Origin of the sequence: Segeticoccus rhizosphaerae, from assembly GCF_009192725.1 — a bacterium.
Taxonomy (GTDB): domain Bacteria; phylum Actinomycetota; class Actinomycetes; order Actinomycetales; family Dermatophilaceae; genus Segeticoccus; species Segeticoccus rhizosphaerae.
In genome coordinates this window covers 1-14,278 of sequence record NZ_VOHR01000076.1, presented here as the reverse complement: position 1 = coordinate 14,278, position 14,278 = coordinate 1, and the positions used below count along the sequence as shown (strand labels likewise).

Sequence of the window (14,278 nt, the reverse complement as noted above, 5' to 3'; positions counted from 1 at the left end):
CGCTCAACCCGGGGGCGGTCACCCGGGCCGCGGCACACCTTCGGCCGCGACGACCCCGCGTGCGGCTGGCACGCGCCGAGGGCCTGGACCTCGTCGCGCTCCGGTGAGGGCACGGCACACGACGACCGGCACATCGACCTCTTGCTTTCCCGACAGGTTGGGTGTTTCCTTCCACATGGAAATACCTACCGGTGGAGGACCGCGATGGCACAGCAGCACGCCACGGACGGCGTAGAGCAGTTCGGCTACCGCCAGGAGCTCAAGCGCTCCCTGCGGTTCAGCGACCTGCTCGTCTACGGACTCATCTTCATGGTGCCGATCGCGCCGTTCGGCATCTTCGGCAGCGTCTTCCAGGGCTCGGGGGGCATGGTCGCGCTCACCTACGCCATCGGCATGGTGGCGATGATCTTCACCGCGAACTCATACGCCCAGATGTCGCAGGCGTTTCCGATGGCCGGGTCGGTCTACACGTATGCCGGCCGCGGACTGCGTCCCTGGGTGGGCTTTCTCGCGGGCTGGGTGATCCTGCTCGACTACGTGCTCGTGCCGGGTCTGCTCTACCTGATCGCCAGCGTGGCGATGAACACCATCGTGCCGAGCATCCCGGTGTGGATCTGGTTGGTGCTCTTCGTGGTTCTCAACACCGTCGTCAACTACCTGGGCATCGAGATGACCGCCAAGGTCAACAAGGTGATGCTGGTCGGTGAGCTCATCGTGTTGGGCATCTTCATCGTGATCGGGCTCGTCGCGCTGGCTGCCGGCAAGGGGCAGGGGTTCAGCATCACTCCCCTGTTCAACGACGCGACCTTCACCTGGCCGCTGGTCTTCGGCGCGGTCTCCATCGCGGTGCTCTCCTTCCTGGGGTTCGACGGCATCTCGATGCTGGCCGAGGAGAACCAGGAGTCGGCGCGAGCGCTGGGCAGGGCCATGATCGGCGCGTTGCTGCTGGCGGGCTCGTTGTTCATCGTGCAGACGTGGATCGCCTCTCTGCTCGTGCCGAACCCCGACCAGCTGATCAGCCAGGGCGACCCCGGCGGCACGGCCTTCTACGACGCCGCCCAGGTCGCCGGGGGCGCGTGGCTCGCCAAGCTCGCGGCGCTGGCCACCGCGATCGCGTGGGGCTTCGCCAACTCGCTGGTCGCGCAGGCGGCGACGTCGCGCCTGTTGTTCGCGATGGCGAGGGACCGGCAGCTGCCCTCGTTCCTCGCCAAGATCGATCCACGGCGCAAGGTTCCCGTCAACGCCACCCTGCTCGTGGCGGCGGTGTCCCTCGTACTCGGGCTCTACATGGCCTCCCGCGACGACGGGATCTCGCTGCTCAGCACGCTCGTCAACTTCGGTGCGATGACGGCCTTCCTCGTGCTGCACGTCTCGGTGGTCAACCACTTCGTGGTCCGCCAACACAGCCATGACTGGTGGCGTCACCTGGTCTTCCCCGTCATCGGTTTCGCGATCCTGCTGTACGTGGTGATCAACGCCAACGTCGCCGCCCAGCGGCTCGGCTTCGTCTGGCTCGCCATCGGGGTCGTGGTGCTGGTCATCTTCAAGGCCATGCGGCGCGAGCCGGAGCTGGCCGGAATGAGCGAGGAGGTCGACGATGTCGAGCGATGAGGTCTTCGAGCTGCGGCCGGCGGCAGGCGAGCTCAGGTATGTCTTCGGCGGCGGCGAGCCGCTCCTGCGCGTACCCCCCGGGTCGGTGATCGAGCTGAGCACCGAGGACTGCTTCGGCGGCAAGGTGCGGTCGGTCGCCGACCTGCCGAGCCGGGTCTGCGAATTCCCCTACCTCAATCCGGTGACCGGGCCGATCCACGTGGAGGGTGCCGAGCCGGGCGACCTTCTCGCGGTCCACTTCGCGGCGATCCGCCCGGCCCGCGACTGGGCGGTCTCGGCGACCTTCCCGCACTTCGGCGCGCTCACCACCACGCACGCCACCGCCATGCTGCACGAGCCGCTCGAGGAACGGGTGTGGATGTATGCCGTGGACGCCGCCGCCGGCGTGGTCCGCTACTCGGCGCGCGCGAGCGACCACACGGTCGAGCTGCCCCTGGATCCGATGCACGGGACCGTCGGTGTCGCACCAGCCGCCGGTGAGGTGACCATGTCCATCACACCCGGCGCGCACGGCGGCAACATGGACACCCCGGAGCTGCGCGCCGGCACCACCGTCTACCTGCCGGTCAACGTCCCTGGTGCGCAGCTGGCCATCGGCGACGGCCACTGTCGTCAGGGTGAGGGCGAGGTGTGCGGCACCGCGGTCGAGGCGGCGATGGACACGACGATCGTGGTCGACGTCGTCAAGGGGGCCGGCACGGGGTGGCCACGGCTGGAGAGTGACGACTTCCTGATGTCGACCGGGTCGGTGCGACCGCTCGAGGACGCCTTCCGGGTGAGCCAGCACGACCTCGTCACCTGGACCGCACAGCTGACCGGCCTCGAGCAGCTCGACGCCCTGCAGCTGGTCAGCCAGGCCGGCCTCGCCCCGGTCGGCAATGTGGTGGACACCAACTACACCATGCTGGCGAAACTGCCTCGCGTGGTGCTCGGCGGCGCACAGGCCTATGACGGGATCCACACGCGGTTGCGCGAGATCGGCCGCACCCACGTGTGACCTCCTCTGCCATCCAACACAGGTTTGCCGTCCGCTCGGGTGAGCGGACGGCATACCCGTGCTGGTGGGTTCCCGGCGGTCAGCTGGAGGTGCGGCCGTAGAACAGCTCGGACGTCAGGTCGTTGAGCCTCATGTCGGGGCGCTCGCCGTAGGTGAGGACCGAGTTGATCCGCGGGGTGGCCCCCTTGATCGGGGTGACCTGGTGCAGTGCGTGCTCGCCCCGGAAGAACGCCAGGGTCCCGGGCGCGCTGGGGAGCACCTTGAGACGACTGCGGTCTCCCTGCAGCACCTCCTGCACACCCTCGTAGTTCTCGTCGTCGTCGGAGCGCAGGCCCGGGGCGTACTCGAAGTCGCCGCCCTCATCCGCCTGCTGGTACATCACCGTCATCGAGAACTCGCTGCGGTCGAAATGCCAGCCGAGCTCCTCGCCGGGATGGAACGTGGTGACCTGCAGGGCATCCAGGGGGTCGGCGCTGCGATAGAGCACCGGCTTCTCCAGGGCCGCGGCGATGAAGGCGGTCAGGTCGTCCGACTCGTAGAGCCGTCGCATCGGCGCGTCGCCGGGGATGTGGTCGTAGGCGATGCCGTGTTTGGCCGACCGCACCTGGTGGGCCCGCGGGTGCTGGGCGTGGACGCTCTCGTCGACAGGCTCGAAGTAGATCGTGTGTGTCCGGTCGGAAGCCCAGGCCTTGTCCTGCAGCTGACCGGCGAGCTCGACCATCGACGACACCGCCTCAGGGGTGATGAATCCCTCGAGCGTGCACACGCCGTCCTTGGCCAGAGCGGCGCGGCAGGAGTCGACGAGGGCGCGACCGCGCTTGCTGTCCAGCTCGTGGATCGGGTACCGCTCCAGGTCGACGACGTCCGCGTAGGCAGGCGCCGTGGTGGCGGTCAGGGTCATGGTGGGCTCCTCGTGGTCGTTGCTCGCGCACCGGACCGTGCGCGTGGTCTCCAGCGTGCGGCGGCCAAGATCATTAGAGCAAGTCCAGTCATTGACCCTATTCATCAGAAATTCTAATATCTGAGCAGGAACGGTACGCGGGCGTGCCAGCGACGCAGCCACCGGCCGATGGAGCAGGCGCAGTGAGGGGACCGACATATGAATGTGCATGGTGAACCGGCATGAATGAACCCAGGCGCGCGCTCGAACTGCGCTACCTGTTGGCCCTGGCCGCCGTCGGTCGGGAGGGCTCGTTCAGCCGAGCCGCCGAGACGCTCGGTTACACCCAGTCCGCCATCAGCCAGCAGATCGGCCGGCTCGAGCGGCTCGTCGGGCAGCGGCTCCTCGAACGCCCGGGCGGTCAGCGACCGGTCGCGCTGACCGCCGCGGGGCGCGTCCTCCTCGGGCACGCGGAGGCGATCGTCGCCCGGTTGGACAGCGCCCGCGCCGACCTGCGCGCACTCGCCGAGGGCGAGTCGGGGCTGCTGCGGATCGGTTGCTACCAGAGTGTCGGCGCCCGGCTCCTGCCGCGCATCCTGCGCGAGTTCCAGGCGAGCTGGCCGCAGGTGCGCGTGGAGCTGACCGAGGCCGAGGACGACGAGGAGCTGCTGCACCTGGTGGAACGGGGCGAGCTCGACCTGACCTTCCTCGTCTACCCGGTCATGGCGGGGCCCTTCGCCCACCGCGAGCTGCTCGAGGACCCCTACGTCGTGGTCGTCCGCGACGACAGCGAGCTCGGTCGGGACGGCAGCGCCGTGCACCCCAGGGACCTGACCGGGCACCCGCTGGTGACGTATGCCCGGATGCGCGACGTGCACGCGGTCGAGTCCCGTCTCGGCCGCCCGGAGCTCGCCAGCCAGATCCTGTTGCGCTCCAACGACAACGGCACGATCCTCGGGCTCGTCGCCGAGGGCGTCGGCTCGGCAGTCATCTCGTGGTTGTCGGTCGACCCCTTCCGCACCGGGGTGCGCACGGTGCCGCTCGCGGGAGTGGCACCGCGGGTCGTGGGTCTGGCCTGGCACCGTGACCGTTACCGCATCCCCGCAGGCGAGGCCTTCGTGCGGGTGGCCCAGCAGGAGGCAAGTCGGGTCGCCGTGCCCTGACTGCGTTCCGGCAGGTGCGCGGGGCTGGTATGCCGTCCGCGGCAGCTGCCCTGGACGGCATACCTCGCGACAGGTTCAGCTCAGGATGAGGTGCGGCCGTAGAAGATCTCGGAGGTCAGGTCGCTGAGCCGCATGTCCGGGCGTTCGCCGTAGGTGAGGACCGAGTTGATCCGCGGTCGGCCGCCCTCGATCGGCGTCACCCGGTGGAGCGCGTGTTCGCCACGGAAGAAGGCCAGCGTTCCCGGCGCGCTCGGCAGCACCTTGATGGCGCTCCGGTCACCCTGCAGCACCTGCTGGACACCGTCATGGTTCTCGTCTTCCTCCGAGCGTAGACCGGGGACGTACTCGAAGTCGCCGCCCGCCTCGGCCTGTTGGTACATCACCGTCATCGAGAACTCGCTGTTGTCGAAGTGCCAGCCGAGCTCCTCGCCGGGCTGGAACGCGGTGACCTGCAACGCATCCAGCTTGTCGGCGCTGCGGTAGAGCACCGGCTTCTCCAGGACCGCGGCAATGAAGTGCGTCAGGTCGTCCGACTCGTAGAGCCTGCGCAAGGGCGCGTCCTTGGGGATCTGGTCGTAGGCGATGCCGCGTTTGGCCGAGCGCACCTGGTATGCGCGCGGGTGCTCGGCCGGCACCGACTTGTCCACCGGCGTGAAGTAGATCGTGTGCAGCCGGTCGGAAGCCCACGCGTCCCCGCCTCGCGTTCCGGCGAGGTGCACCATGGCGTCCACCGCCTCCGCGGTGATGAAGTCCTCCAGGTTGCACACGCCTGTCTCCGCAAGGTCGGCGCGACAGGCGTCGACGAGCGCCCGCCCGCGCGCGCTGTCCAGCTCGTGGATCGGGTACCGCTCCAGGTCCACGACATCGGCGTAGGGCGGCGCTGTGACGGGTGTCGTATCGGTCATCGGTGGTTCCTGTCTGTCGTGGCGTGGTCGGCAAGCCCGGATGGCCCTGTGGCGGCCCGGTCCGGAGGAAGTGCGGTGTCTCGGATTCAGCGGAGGTCAGTAGAGATCGAGGAACCGGTCGAGCACCCGGGTGGAGAAGTGCAGCGCCTCCACCGGGATGCGCTCGTCGATGCCGTGGAACAGCGACCAGAAGTCCAGGTCCTCCGGCAACAGCAAGGGGTTGAAGCCGAAGCACTCGATCCCCAGTCGTTGCAGGTGCGTCGCGTCGGTGCCGCCGGACAGCATGAACGAGGAGACCCTCGCTGTCGCATCCTCCGACTGCAGAGCCTGCGAAGCAGCCGAGAACAGAGCCGGATCGGGCCCGTCCGCGGTCGGCGCCAGTCCGGCGGTCCGCGCGAGCTCACGCACCTCCACCCCGTCGCCGAGCGCGGCGTCCAGCTCCGCGCGGAACTCGTCCCAGCGCCCAGGCAGGTAGCGGCAGTCCAGCTCGGCCGTCGCGGAGCCCGGTATGACGTTGCTCTGGTAGCCGGCGGACAGCCGTGTTGCGTGGGCAGTGTGCCGCAGGCCGGAGGCCGCGTTATCGGCCTCGGTCCCCAGCAGCGACAGGGCGGCCTCAGGGTGGTCCGGGTCGAACGCCACGCCGCCGAGCTCGCACGCGGTCCGTAGGAGCTGCTCGACCTGCGGGGTCAGGTGCACTGCGAAGCGGTCATGGGTGAGCCCGCCGATGGCTTCCCCCAACACCCGGACCGGGTTGTCATCGTAGAGTCGTGAGGCGTGCGCGGGGGCGGCACGGGCCGTGAGCTCCAGTGCGGCCCAGCCCTTCTCGGCCGTGTGGATGGGATAGATCCGCTCCCCGGGGCGGATCGGGACGCTGTAGCCCCCACCTTCACCGATCGCGGTGCGGCAGCCCTCGAACAGGTCCGGTCGGTGCTGCACCGCCCACTCGGCGCCGAGCACTCCCGCGTTCTCCTCGTCGGCGAAGAAGGCCAGCACCAGCGGACGCCTGGGCAGCCGTCCCCCGCGCACCCGCTCCTGCACGACGGTCAGCACACTGGCGACCATGTTCTTCATGTCCACTGCGCCACGGCCCCACAGGTAGCCGTCCCTGACCTCGCCGGAGAGCGGGTGGACCGACCACTCGTGGGGCTGGGCCGGCACGACGTCAAGGTGCATCTGCACCAGCAGCGGGTCGAGAGTCGGGTCCTGCCCAGGCACGCGCGAGACCAGTGTGCTGCGTCCCGGCTCGGACTCCACCAGCTCGGAGTCCACACCGGCGTCGCCGAGGAAGGTGGCGACCCACTCCGCGGCGGCCCGCTCCCCCGGGCCGCCGATCTGGGTGTCCATCCGGATCAACGTCGAGCAGGTCGCGACCGCGTCCTCCCACCACCGATCACCCACGGCGTTGCTCTGGTCGCGCCCGACTTCCGCTCCCTGCACCTCGGCCGTCACGGTCTGCTCCTCCTTCGTTGCGCGATCTGCTCAACGCACCGCGCGCAGGAAGGCGCGGGTCCGCTCGTGCTGGGGGTCGTTGATGACCTGGCTGGCGGGTCCTTCCTCGACGACCTGTCCGGCGTCGAAGAACACGACGCGGTCAGCGACCTCTCGGGCGAAGCTCATCTCGTGGGTGACCACCGCCATGGTCATGCCGCTCGAGGCCAGGTCGCGCATCACCGCAAGGACGTCCCCCACCAGCTCGGGGTCGAGGGCCGAGGTGGGCTCGTCGAAGAGCATCAGCTTGGGCTGCATGCACAACGCCCTGGCGATCGCGACACGCTGCTGCTGACCCCCGGACAGGTGCCGGGGATAGGCACTTCTCTTGTCCGCCAGACCGACCTGCTCCAGCAGCGACAGCGCGCGCAACGTGACGTCCGCCTTCGGCTGCTTCAGGGCCAGCCGCGGCGCCTCGATGAGGTTCTCCAACACCGTCATGTGCGGAAAGAGGTTGAAGTGCTGGAAGACCATCCCGATCTGGCCGCGGCGCTTGCAGATCTCCTTGTCCGCCAGCTCGTGCAGCTTGTTACCGCGTTGCTCGTAGCCGACCACCTGGCCATCGACCCACAACCGGCCTCCGTCAACGCGTTCGAGGTGGTTGATGCAGCGCAGGAAGGTGCTCTTGCCCGACCCGGACGGGCCGACCATGCACACCACCTCGCCCCGGCCGATGGTCAGATCGACGCCCTTGAGCACCTCGAGCCGGCCGAAGGACTTGCGCACCTGTTCGGCGCGCACCATGGGGTCGTTCTGCGACTCGTGCGACGCCGCGGTCAGGCGTGTCGAGGTCGACTCGGTCATGACAGATCACCCTTCGCGAGCGGGGTGTGGGTGGCCAGCAACGCTCTCAGCCGTTGCAGAGGGGTGGGTGGCAGGACCTTGTTACCACGGGCAAAGTGCCGTTCGACGTAGAACTGGCCGATGGTCAGCAGGGTCGTCACCACGAGGTACCAGATGCTCGCCACGATCAGCAGCGGGATGGGCTGGAAGGTGCGGTTGTAGATGATCTGCGCCGAGTAGAGCAGATCCGGCACGGCCAGCACCGAGACCAGAGACGTCATCTTCAGCATGCCGATGGTCTCGTTCCCTGTCGGCGGGATGATCACCCGCATCGCCTGGGGCAGGATGACGCGCCTCATGGTCTGACTCCGAGTCAGGCCCAACGCCCCGGCCGCCTCCTGTTGGCCGTGGTCGACCGAGATGATCCCGGCCCGCACGATCTCGGACATGTAGGCCGCCTCGTTGAGTCCCAGTCCGAGGATGGCCGCCGTCAGCGGGGTGATGAGCTGGTTGGCGTCCAGATGGATCCCGGGGAGCCCCAACGTGATCACCGGATAGAGCGCCGCCAGGTTGTACCAGAAGAGAAGCTGCACGAGCAGCGGTGTCCCCCGGAAGAAGGACACGTAGCCGAAGGCGCCACTGCGGATGACCGGGTTGGCCGAGATCCTCATGACGGCCAGGACGATCCCCAGGACGACACCGACCACCATGCAGACGGCGGTCAGCCAGATGGTCAGCCAGAGGCCCTGGGCGACGGACACGTCGCGCAGGTAGAGGTTGACCACGTCCCACTGGAAACGTTCGTTGCCCACGACCGACCGCAGCAGGGCCACTCCGATGAGCACGACCACCGCTGCGGCCACCCACCGGCCGGGATGTCGCTTGGGTACGACCGTCAGGTCCTCCCCGGGCGCCGGCGAAGGCGACAGGCCCTCGCTCGAGCGCCGCAGGTCCGCGGTCACTTGACGACCTCACCCGCGTCATCGCCGAGCGACTGGTCGGGCATGCCCCACTTGTTCATCAGCTTCTTCATCGTGCCGTCCGCCACGACTTCATGCATGGCCGCCGAGATCGCGGGCACGAGGTTGGACCCGTTCTTCAGCGCCACTCCGGTCTTGGTCGGCTCGTAGTCCTCACCCGGCGCAAGCTCGAACCGTCCACCGGACAGCTTGGACTGGTAGGCCATCGAGATGCTGTCGGCCATCACGGCGTCCACGCGCCCGCTGGACAGAGCGAGGTTCGCCTCGTTCTGCGACGGGAAGAGGCGGATGGTGATCGGCTTGTTGCCCGCCGTCACGCAGGCCTTCGAGAACTCCGGCAGGTAGTCGATCCCCTGGATCGAGCCCTTCTGCCCGGCGATCCGGAGTCCGCAGAGCTGCTTCGGGTCCATGGTGAGGTTCTTGGGGTTTCCCTTGGGGACGGCGATCCCCGTCCCACCCGTGAGGTAGACGACGAAGTCGACCGTCTTGGCCCGTTCCGGCGTCACGGAGAACGCCGACATGCCGAGGTCGTGCTTGCCGCTGGTCAGGCCGGCCAGGATCGTGTCGAATCCCGCATTGACGTCGACGGCGGTCAAGCCCATCTTGCCGGCGAGGGCCTTGGACAGGTCAGCGTCGAAGCCGATGATGGTCTTGTTGTCCTTGTCGAAGTACTCGAACGGCGCGTAGGACGCGTCCATGGCAACAGTGAGCTTGCCCTTCGCCTTGACGCTGGCCGGCACGAGCTTCGCCGCCTTGCCGACCTTCGTGTTCGCGGCGGGTTGCGCTGCCGCGCTCGCACCTCCCCCCTGGCCGCCGCCCGTGCCACCGGCTGCGGGGTCGGCGGTCTGGCTCGCCTGGGTGCAGGAGGACAGCGCGATCATGCCGATCACGGGGAGGGTGAGGGCGCACAAACGGGTCAAGCGCATGGGTCAGGCCTTTCGTGGGGGGCCTCGCGAGCACGGCGCGGCCAAGGAGTGGATGCACTGTATACGCTGGATCCAGCAGCCACAAGAGGGTACGGTTCACGTCATGGTCAGCTCCCCGGCTCGTCGGTCCGGCGCCCGTCCGATGGGCACGGTCGTCTACGAGTCCGTCCGCGACGCCATCATCGAGGGCCGCTACGGTGCCGATGAGAAGCTCGTCCAGGAGCAGGTGGCCGGCGACCTGGGGGTCTCTCGCACCCCGGTCCGAGACGCCCTCAATCGCTTGGCGCAGGAGGGCCTGGTGACGTGGCTCCCCGGCAGCGGCTACCTCGTCAACGACCTGACCGACCAGGACATCACCGAGGTCTTCGAGGTGCGCCGCAACCTCGAGGTGCTGGCGCTGGAGAAGTCCTGCGGAGGGCTCAGCCGGGTGCAGGCGTCGCGCATCAACACCATCATCGAGGAGATGGCCGCGGCCGACCCGACCGACGCCGCAGCGCAGTTCGACCTCAACCGGCGCTTCCACCAGGCGATGATCGAGCCGGCCGGTAACCAGCTCCTCCTGACGATGCTGGACCAGCTCTGGGACCACCCCGTCAGCCGTCGGATCACCCGGTCCTACATCCACGACGAGGAGAACGTCGGCCGGATGATCGAGGAGCACCGCCAGATCCTGCAGGCCTGCCTCGACGACGACGTCCAGCGCCTGACGACGTTGTCCGAGAAGCACATGACCGAGGGCTACGGCGAGACCCTGTCCGAGGCCACCTGAGGGCGCGGCGCCTGCATGGTCGCTGCTTCAGCCGACCAGCTCGCTGAGCCAGTCGGAGAGGACCTCGCGCGAGTCCGCGCCGAGCGCCGGGCTGCTGCGCACCCGAGGTCGGCCCGACTCGACCTGCACCGGCATGCCCAGGTAGGGCGTCGGGCCCAGGACGGGATGGTCGAACTCGCCGACCAGCCCACGGCCGCGCACCTGTTCGCTGGCGAGCGCCTGCTCCAGGTCCCAGAGGGGCGCGGCCGGCACCCCGGCGGCGCCGGCCAGCGCCAACACCTCCCCGCTCGTGTGCCGCGACGTCCACGCCTGCGTGATCTCGGTGATCTGCGAAACCCGCTGCGCGCGAGCGCTGTCCGTGCTGAAGTCCGGGTCGGTCGCCAGTTCCGGCCGCTCGACGAGCGCGGCGAACCGGCCGAAGACGGCGTCGTTCGCGACGGCTATCGCCACGAGGCCGTCCTTGGTCGGATAGGTGTCGAACGGCGCGGACACCGGGTGCCGGTTGCCGACCCTGCCCGGATGCACTCCGGTGGCCGTGAGCAGGCTCAGCCCGGTCACCTGCAGCGAGATCATCGAGTCGAGCATCGAGACGTCGAGGTGCTGGCCGCGGCCGGTCCGCTCCCGCTCGTAGAGCGCCGCGCACGTGGACCACGCGGCGAACAGGCCGGCGACGACGTCGGCCAGCGACTCCCCCACCCGGGTGGGCAGACCCTCCGGCGTCCCGGTGGCGGCCATCAGACCCGACATGGCCTGGACCACCAGGTCGTAGGCCGGGAGCCCGGCCATCGGCCCGGTCTGGCCGAATCCGGAGATGCTGGTGTAGACCAGCCGCGGGTTCACCGCGGACAGGGCGGCGTGGTCGATGCCCAGCCGCTCGGTGACCCCGGGACGGAAGTTCTCGACCAGCACGTCGGCCTGCTCGACGAGCCGCAGCAGGGTCGCCCTCTCGGCATCGTCCTTGAGGTCGAGCACCACACTGCGCTTGCCGCGGTTGAGCTGGGCGAAGTAAACACTCTCCCCGGCCGTGAACGGCCCGAGATGGCGGGCGTCGTCGCCTGCGGGCGACTCCACCTTGACCACGTCGGCCCCCAGCTCGGCGAGCAGACCGGTGCAGTAGGGGCCGGCGAGGACCCGGCTGAGGTCGAGGACACGGACTCCGTCGAGGGCTGGCATGGCGCCCACGCTAGGCAGCCGATGACGCGGGGGCCATGTGCACGCGCACGAGCTCCGGGGAGCCCTTCGTGCACGTGCACCTTGAGCGGGGCGGGGACGGCTGGTCCCATGACAGGGACCGCAGCCCGACCGAGGAGCCTTCGTGACGCCATACCTCCTGCCCGACACGTATGCCGATTTCCGCGCCGCGGCGCGCAGTGTCGCCGAGGACAGGCTGGCACCCAACGCGGCCATGGTGGACCGCCGTGGCGGCTTCGCCCAGGAGTCGTATGACGGGCTGGTCGCCGCCGGCATGCACGCACCGGGCATCCCCGAGGAGTTCGGTGGTGACGGCATGGATGCCATCGCGTCTGCCATCCTCGTCGAGGAGGTCTCACGCGTCTGCGCCTCGTCCTCGTCGATCCTCACGTCCAACAAGCTGGGCATCACCCCCCTGCTGCTGCACGGCACCCCCGGGCAGCAGCAGGACCACCTGCCCGAGGTCGCCTCCGGGGCGGCACTGATGGCCTACGCGATCAGTGAGCGGGAGGCTGGCAGCGACGTGGGCGCGATGCGTTGCCGCGTAACCGAGTCCGGCGACGAGTGGGTCCTCGACGGTGTCAAGACCTGGATCACCTCGGCCGGCGTGGCGCGGTTCCTCATCGTCTTCGCCGTCACGGACCCCGACCGTGGATCGCGCGGCATCTCGGCCTTCATCGTCCACTCCGACGACGAGGGCATCAGCTATGGCGAGCCGGAGCGCAAGATGGGTCTGCGCGGGTCGGTCACCCGAGAGGTCTACTTCGAGGACTGCCGCATCCCGGCCGACCGGCTCCTCGGAGAGCGCGGTCGCGGCATGCGGGTCGCGCTCGGCACGCTCGACCACACCCGTGTCTCCATCGGTGCCCAGGCGCTCGGAATCGCGCAGGGCGCACTGGATCTCGCGACCGGCTACGTCCAGGAGCGCCGCCAGTTCGGCCACGCGGTCGCGGACTTCCAAGGGGTCCAGTTCATGCTTGCGGACATGGCCATGCGGGTGGAGTCGGCCCGCCAGATGGTCTACGCCGCGGCCGCTCGCAGTCAGGAGCGCGCCAAGGACCTGACCTACTTCGGGGCTGCAGCCAAGTGCCTGGCCAGCGACACGGCGATGTCCGTGACCACCGATGCGGTGCAGCTGCTCGGCGGAGCCGGCTACACCATGGACTTCCCCGCCGAGCGGATGATGCGCGACGCCAAGATCACCCAGATCTACGAGGGCACCAACCAGATCCAGCGGATGGTCGTCGCACGCCAGCTGCTGGGGCCCCGCTGACCGACCGGTCGTCCCGGCAGCGTCCCCGATGGGATACTCCGGGAGTGTCCGTCACCGTCGCCGCCCTGCTGGCGGAGCCTGCGCTACAGCTGGTGGCGCTGACCTCACACTGCCACCCGGGTGACCGCGAGATCAGCTGGGTCGCCACGACCGAGCTCAGCGAGCCCGCGCCGTTCCTGCGCGGCGGTGAGCTGGTCTGCACCACCGCTCTGCAGGAGCGCACCGACCAGCAGTGGCGCACCTTGGTCGACCAGCTCGTCGAGGTGCCGGTCGCCGCCTTGTGCATCGGCACCGGACTGGTGCGCGACGCGGTGCCACAGTCGCTGGTGACGGCCGCCGAGACGGCAGGGCTCGCCGTGGTCAACTCGCCGGTCTCGGTGCCGTTCATCCAGATCAGCCGCCTCGTGGCCGACCGGATCTTCGCCGAGCAGTACGAGCTGGTGCGCTCCAGCGCCTTCGCCCAAGACCAGCTGCTCCGCGACCTGCTCGACGGCCGCGGCCTGCCGCACCTGGTCCGGACCCTGGCCAGGCACCTCGGTGCCGGTGCAGAAGTGGCCCTCGTGGACGGGGACGGACGGTGGATCGCCGGGCACTCGCCCACCCCATCGGGGGCAGCGAGCACCGGCGCGCCACAGGACGTGGCAGGCCACGAGGTGTCCGGGCAGGAGGCCGACGGAGAACCGGTCGCCGAAGGGGGCGAGGGCTGGGGTCCGACGAGCGAGGTGCCCATCCTCGTCGACCGTGAGCCGCTGGCCTACCTGAGGGCCTGTGCTCCTCGGCCCCGGCCCGACATCCTCTCGTCGGCAGCCAACGTGCTCGGGCTCGAGATCGCCCGTCGCCACGCCGTCCTGCGCGGACAGCGCGCGCTGGCAGCGCAGGTGCTCGAGGACATCGTGCAGGGCACGGGATCGGACGCGGAGTCGCGTCGCCGCCTCGCCGACCTGGGCGTGACCCCCGACGAGGAGCACCGGGTGGTCATCGGCCGAGCACATGGCGCAGCACGTGCACTCACCTGCCACCCCACCGCCATCCTGCGGTTGTTCGACGATGTCGAGGAGAGCCATCTGACGGCCTGGCACGACGACCGCGTCGTCCTCGTCGTGTCTGCCGGGACCGATGCCGACGACGTTGCTCGAGGTCTGCTGACCCGGCTGCAGGACCGCGATGCCCACGCGGCGGTCGGTGTCAGTGCGGCTCACCCGGGGATCACGGGCCTGCGCCGGGCGCATCTCGAGGCGCGCCTCGCCGGCGAGCGGGGTCCGGGTGTCCACCGGTCCGTGGAGCTCTCGCTCGGCGCCGTGCTGCTGGCGGG

The 14,278-nt window shown here is 69.3% G+C and carries 13 protein-coding genes; 6 read left to right on the top strand and 7 right to left on the bottom strand.

What is annotated here, in order from left to right; genetic code table 11:
* Positions 1-204 precede the first annotated feature (204 nt).
* Both FRW57_RS08550 and FRW57_RS08545 read left to right on the top strand, forming a co-directional pair.
* Positions 205-1,611, top strand: coding sequence for an APC family permease (locus FRW57_RS08550; RefSeq protein WP_137122518.1), 1,407 nt, complete (start codon positions 205-207; stop codon positions 1,609-1,611).
* On the top strand, positions 1,598-2,608 hold the full coding sequence (locus FRW57_RS08545; RefSeq protein ID WP_152185805.1) for an acetamidase/formamidase family protein: 1,011 nt from the start codon (positions 1,598-1,600) through the stop codon (positions 2,606-2,608). Before FRW57_RS08550 ends, FRW57_RS08545 begins: the two co-directional genes overlap by 14 nt.
* Positions 2,609-2,687: 79 nt before the next feature.
* Here the strand turns inward: FRW57_RS08545 and FRW57_RS08540 are convergent, their stop codons facing one another.
* Positions 2,688-3,509: a HalD/BesD family halogenase gene (locus tag FRW57_RS08540; protein ID WP_238999378.1), complete on the bottom strand. Its 822-nt coding sequence runs from the start codon at positions 3,507-3,509 to the stop codon at positions 2,688-2,690.
* A gap of 221 nt (positions 3,510-3,730) precedes the next feature.
* Here FRW57_RS08540 and FRW57_RS08535 point away from each other — a divergent pair, with 221 nt between their 5' ends.
* Positions 3,731-4,651 carry a LysR family transcriptional regulator gene (locus FRW57_RS08535; protein ID WP_137122516.1) on the top strand — a complete coding sequence of 307 codons (921 nt, stop codon included), beginning with the start codon at positions 3,731-3,733 and terminating at the stop codon, positions 4,649-4,651.
* Positions 4,652-4,731: 80 nt separating this feature from the next.
* On the opposite strand, the gene FRW57_RS08530 is transcribed toward FRW57_RS08535, so the two are convergent.
* The 5 genes from FRW57_RS08530 to FRW57_RS08510 form a co-directional block, all read right to left on the bottom strand.
* Positions 4,732-5,556 carry a HalD/BesD family halogenase gene (locus tag FRW57_RS08530; RefSeq protein WP_152185804.1) on the bottom strand — a complete coding sequence of 275 codons (825 nt, stop codon included), beginning with the start codon at positions 5,554-5,556 and terminating at the stop codon, positions 4,732-4,734.
* A gap of 96 nt (positions 5,557-5,652) precedes the next feature.
* Positions 5,653-7,005 carry a M20/M25/M40 family metallo-hydrolase gene (locus FRW57_RS08525; protein ID WP_203230264.1) on the bottom strand — a complete coding sequence of 451 codons (1,353 nt, stop codon included), beginning with the start codon at positions 7,003-7,005 and terminating at the stop codon, positions 5,653-5,655.
* Between the two features lie 30 nt (positions 7,006-7,035).
* The gene (locus tag FRW57_RS08520) at positions 7,036-7,848 is read right to left on the bottom strand and encodes an amino acid ABC transporter ATP-binding protein (RefSeq protein WP_274381612.1); all 813 of its coding nucleotides are present in this window, start codon (positions 7,846-7,848) and stop codon (positions 7,036-7,038) included.
* On the bottom strand, positions 7,845-8,789 hold the full coding sequence (locus FRW57_RS08515; RefSeq protein WP_238384781.1) for an amino acid ABC transporter permease: 945 nt from the start codon (positions 8,787-8,789) through the stop codon (positions 7,845-7,847). Before FRW57_RS08515 ends, FRW57_RS08520 begins: the two co-directional genes overlap by 4 nt.
* Positions 8,786-9,733 carry an ABC transporter substrate-binding protein gene (locus tag FRW57_RS08510; RefSeq protein ID WP_137122514.1) on the bottom strand — a complete coding sequence of 316 codons (948 nt, stop codon included), beginning with the start codon at positions 9,731-9,733 and terminating at the stop codon, positions 8,786-8,788. Before FRW57_RS08510 ends, FRW57_RS08515 begins: the two co-directional genes overlap by 4 nt.
* Positions 9,734-9,836: 103 nt before the next feature.
* On the opposite strand from FRW57_RS08510, the gene FRW57_RS08505 reads away from it, so the two are divergent.
* Positions 9,837-10,502: a GntR family transcriptional regulator gene (locus FRW57_RS08505; protein WP_162529310.1), complete on the top strand. Its 666-nt coding sequence runs from the start codon at positions 9,837-9,839 to the stop codon at positions 10,500-10,502.
* A 27-nt stretch (positions 10,503-10,529) separates the two neighbouring features.
* On the opposite strand, the gene FRW57_RS08500 is transcribed toward FRW57_RS08505, so the two are convergent.
* On the bottom strand, positions 10,530-11,675 hold the full coding sequence (locus FRW57_RS08500) for a CaiB/BaiF CoA transferase family protein (protein ID WP_137122512.1): 1,146 nt from the start codon (positions 11,673-11,675) through the stop codon (positions 10,530-10,532).
* A gap of 142 nt (positions 11,676-11,817) precedes the next feature.
* On the opposite strand from FRW57_RS08500, the gene FRW57_RS08495 reads away from it, so the two are divergent.
* Both FRW57_RS08495 and FRW57_RS08490 read left to right on the top strand, forming a co-directional pair.
* Positions 11,818-12,966 carry an acyl-CoA dehydrogenase family protein gene (locus FRW57_RS08495; RefSeq protein WP_152185802.1) on the top strand — a complete coding sequence of 383 codons (1,149 nt, stop codon included), beginning with the start codon at positions 11,818-11,820 and terminating at the stop codon, positions 12,964-12,966.
* Positions 12,967-13,010: 44 nt separating this feature from the next.
* The coding region (locus FRW57_RS08490) for a PucR family transcriptional regulator (RefSeq protein ID WP_162529309.1) at positions 13,011-14,278 on the top strand (1,268 nt) is incomplete at its 3' end.

Bases quoted from the DNA above. Each gene is read 5' to 3' on its own strand.
- FRW57_RS08550 (WP_137122518.1), top strand. From the start codon at position 205: ATGGCACAGCAGCACGCCACGGACGGCGTAGAGCAGTTCGGCTACCGC.
- FRW57_RS08545 (WP_152185805.1), top strand. From the start codon at position 1,598: ATGTCGAGCGATGAGGTCTTCGAGCTGCGGCCGGCGGCAGGCGAGCTC.
- FRW57_RS08540 (WP_238999378.1), bottom strand. From the start codon at position 3,509: ATGACCCTGACCGCCACCACGGCGCCTGCCTACGCGGACGTCGTCGAC.
- FRW57_RS08535 (WP_137122516.1), top strand. From the start codon at position 3,731: ATGAATGAACCCAGGCGCGCGCTCGAACTGCGCTACCTGTTGGCCCTG.
- FRW57_RS08530 (WP_152185804.1), bottom strand. From the start codon at position 5,556: ATGACCGATACGACACCCGTCACAGCGCCGCCCTACGCCGATGTCGTG.
- FRW57_RS08520 (WP_274381612.1), bottom strand. From the start codon at position 7,848: ATGACCGAGTCGACCTCGACACGCCTGACCGCGGCGTCGCACGAGTCG.
- FRW57_RS08510 (WP_137122514.1), bottom strand. From the start codon at position 9,733: ATGCGCTTGACCCGTTTGTGCGCCCTCACCCTCCCCGTGATCGGCATG.
- FRW57_RS08505 (WP_162529310.1), top strand. From the start codon at position 9,837: ATGGTCAGCTCCCCGGCTCGTCGGTCCGGCGCCCGTCCGATGGGCACG.
- FRW57_RS08500 (WP_137122512.1), bottom strand. From the start codon at position 11,675: ATGCCAGCCCTCGACGGAGTCCGTGTCCTCGACCTCAGCCGGGTCCTC.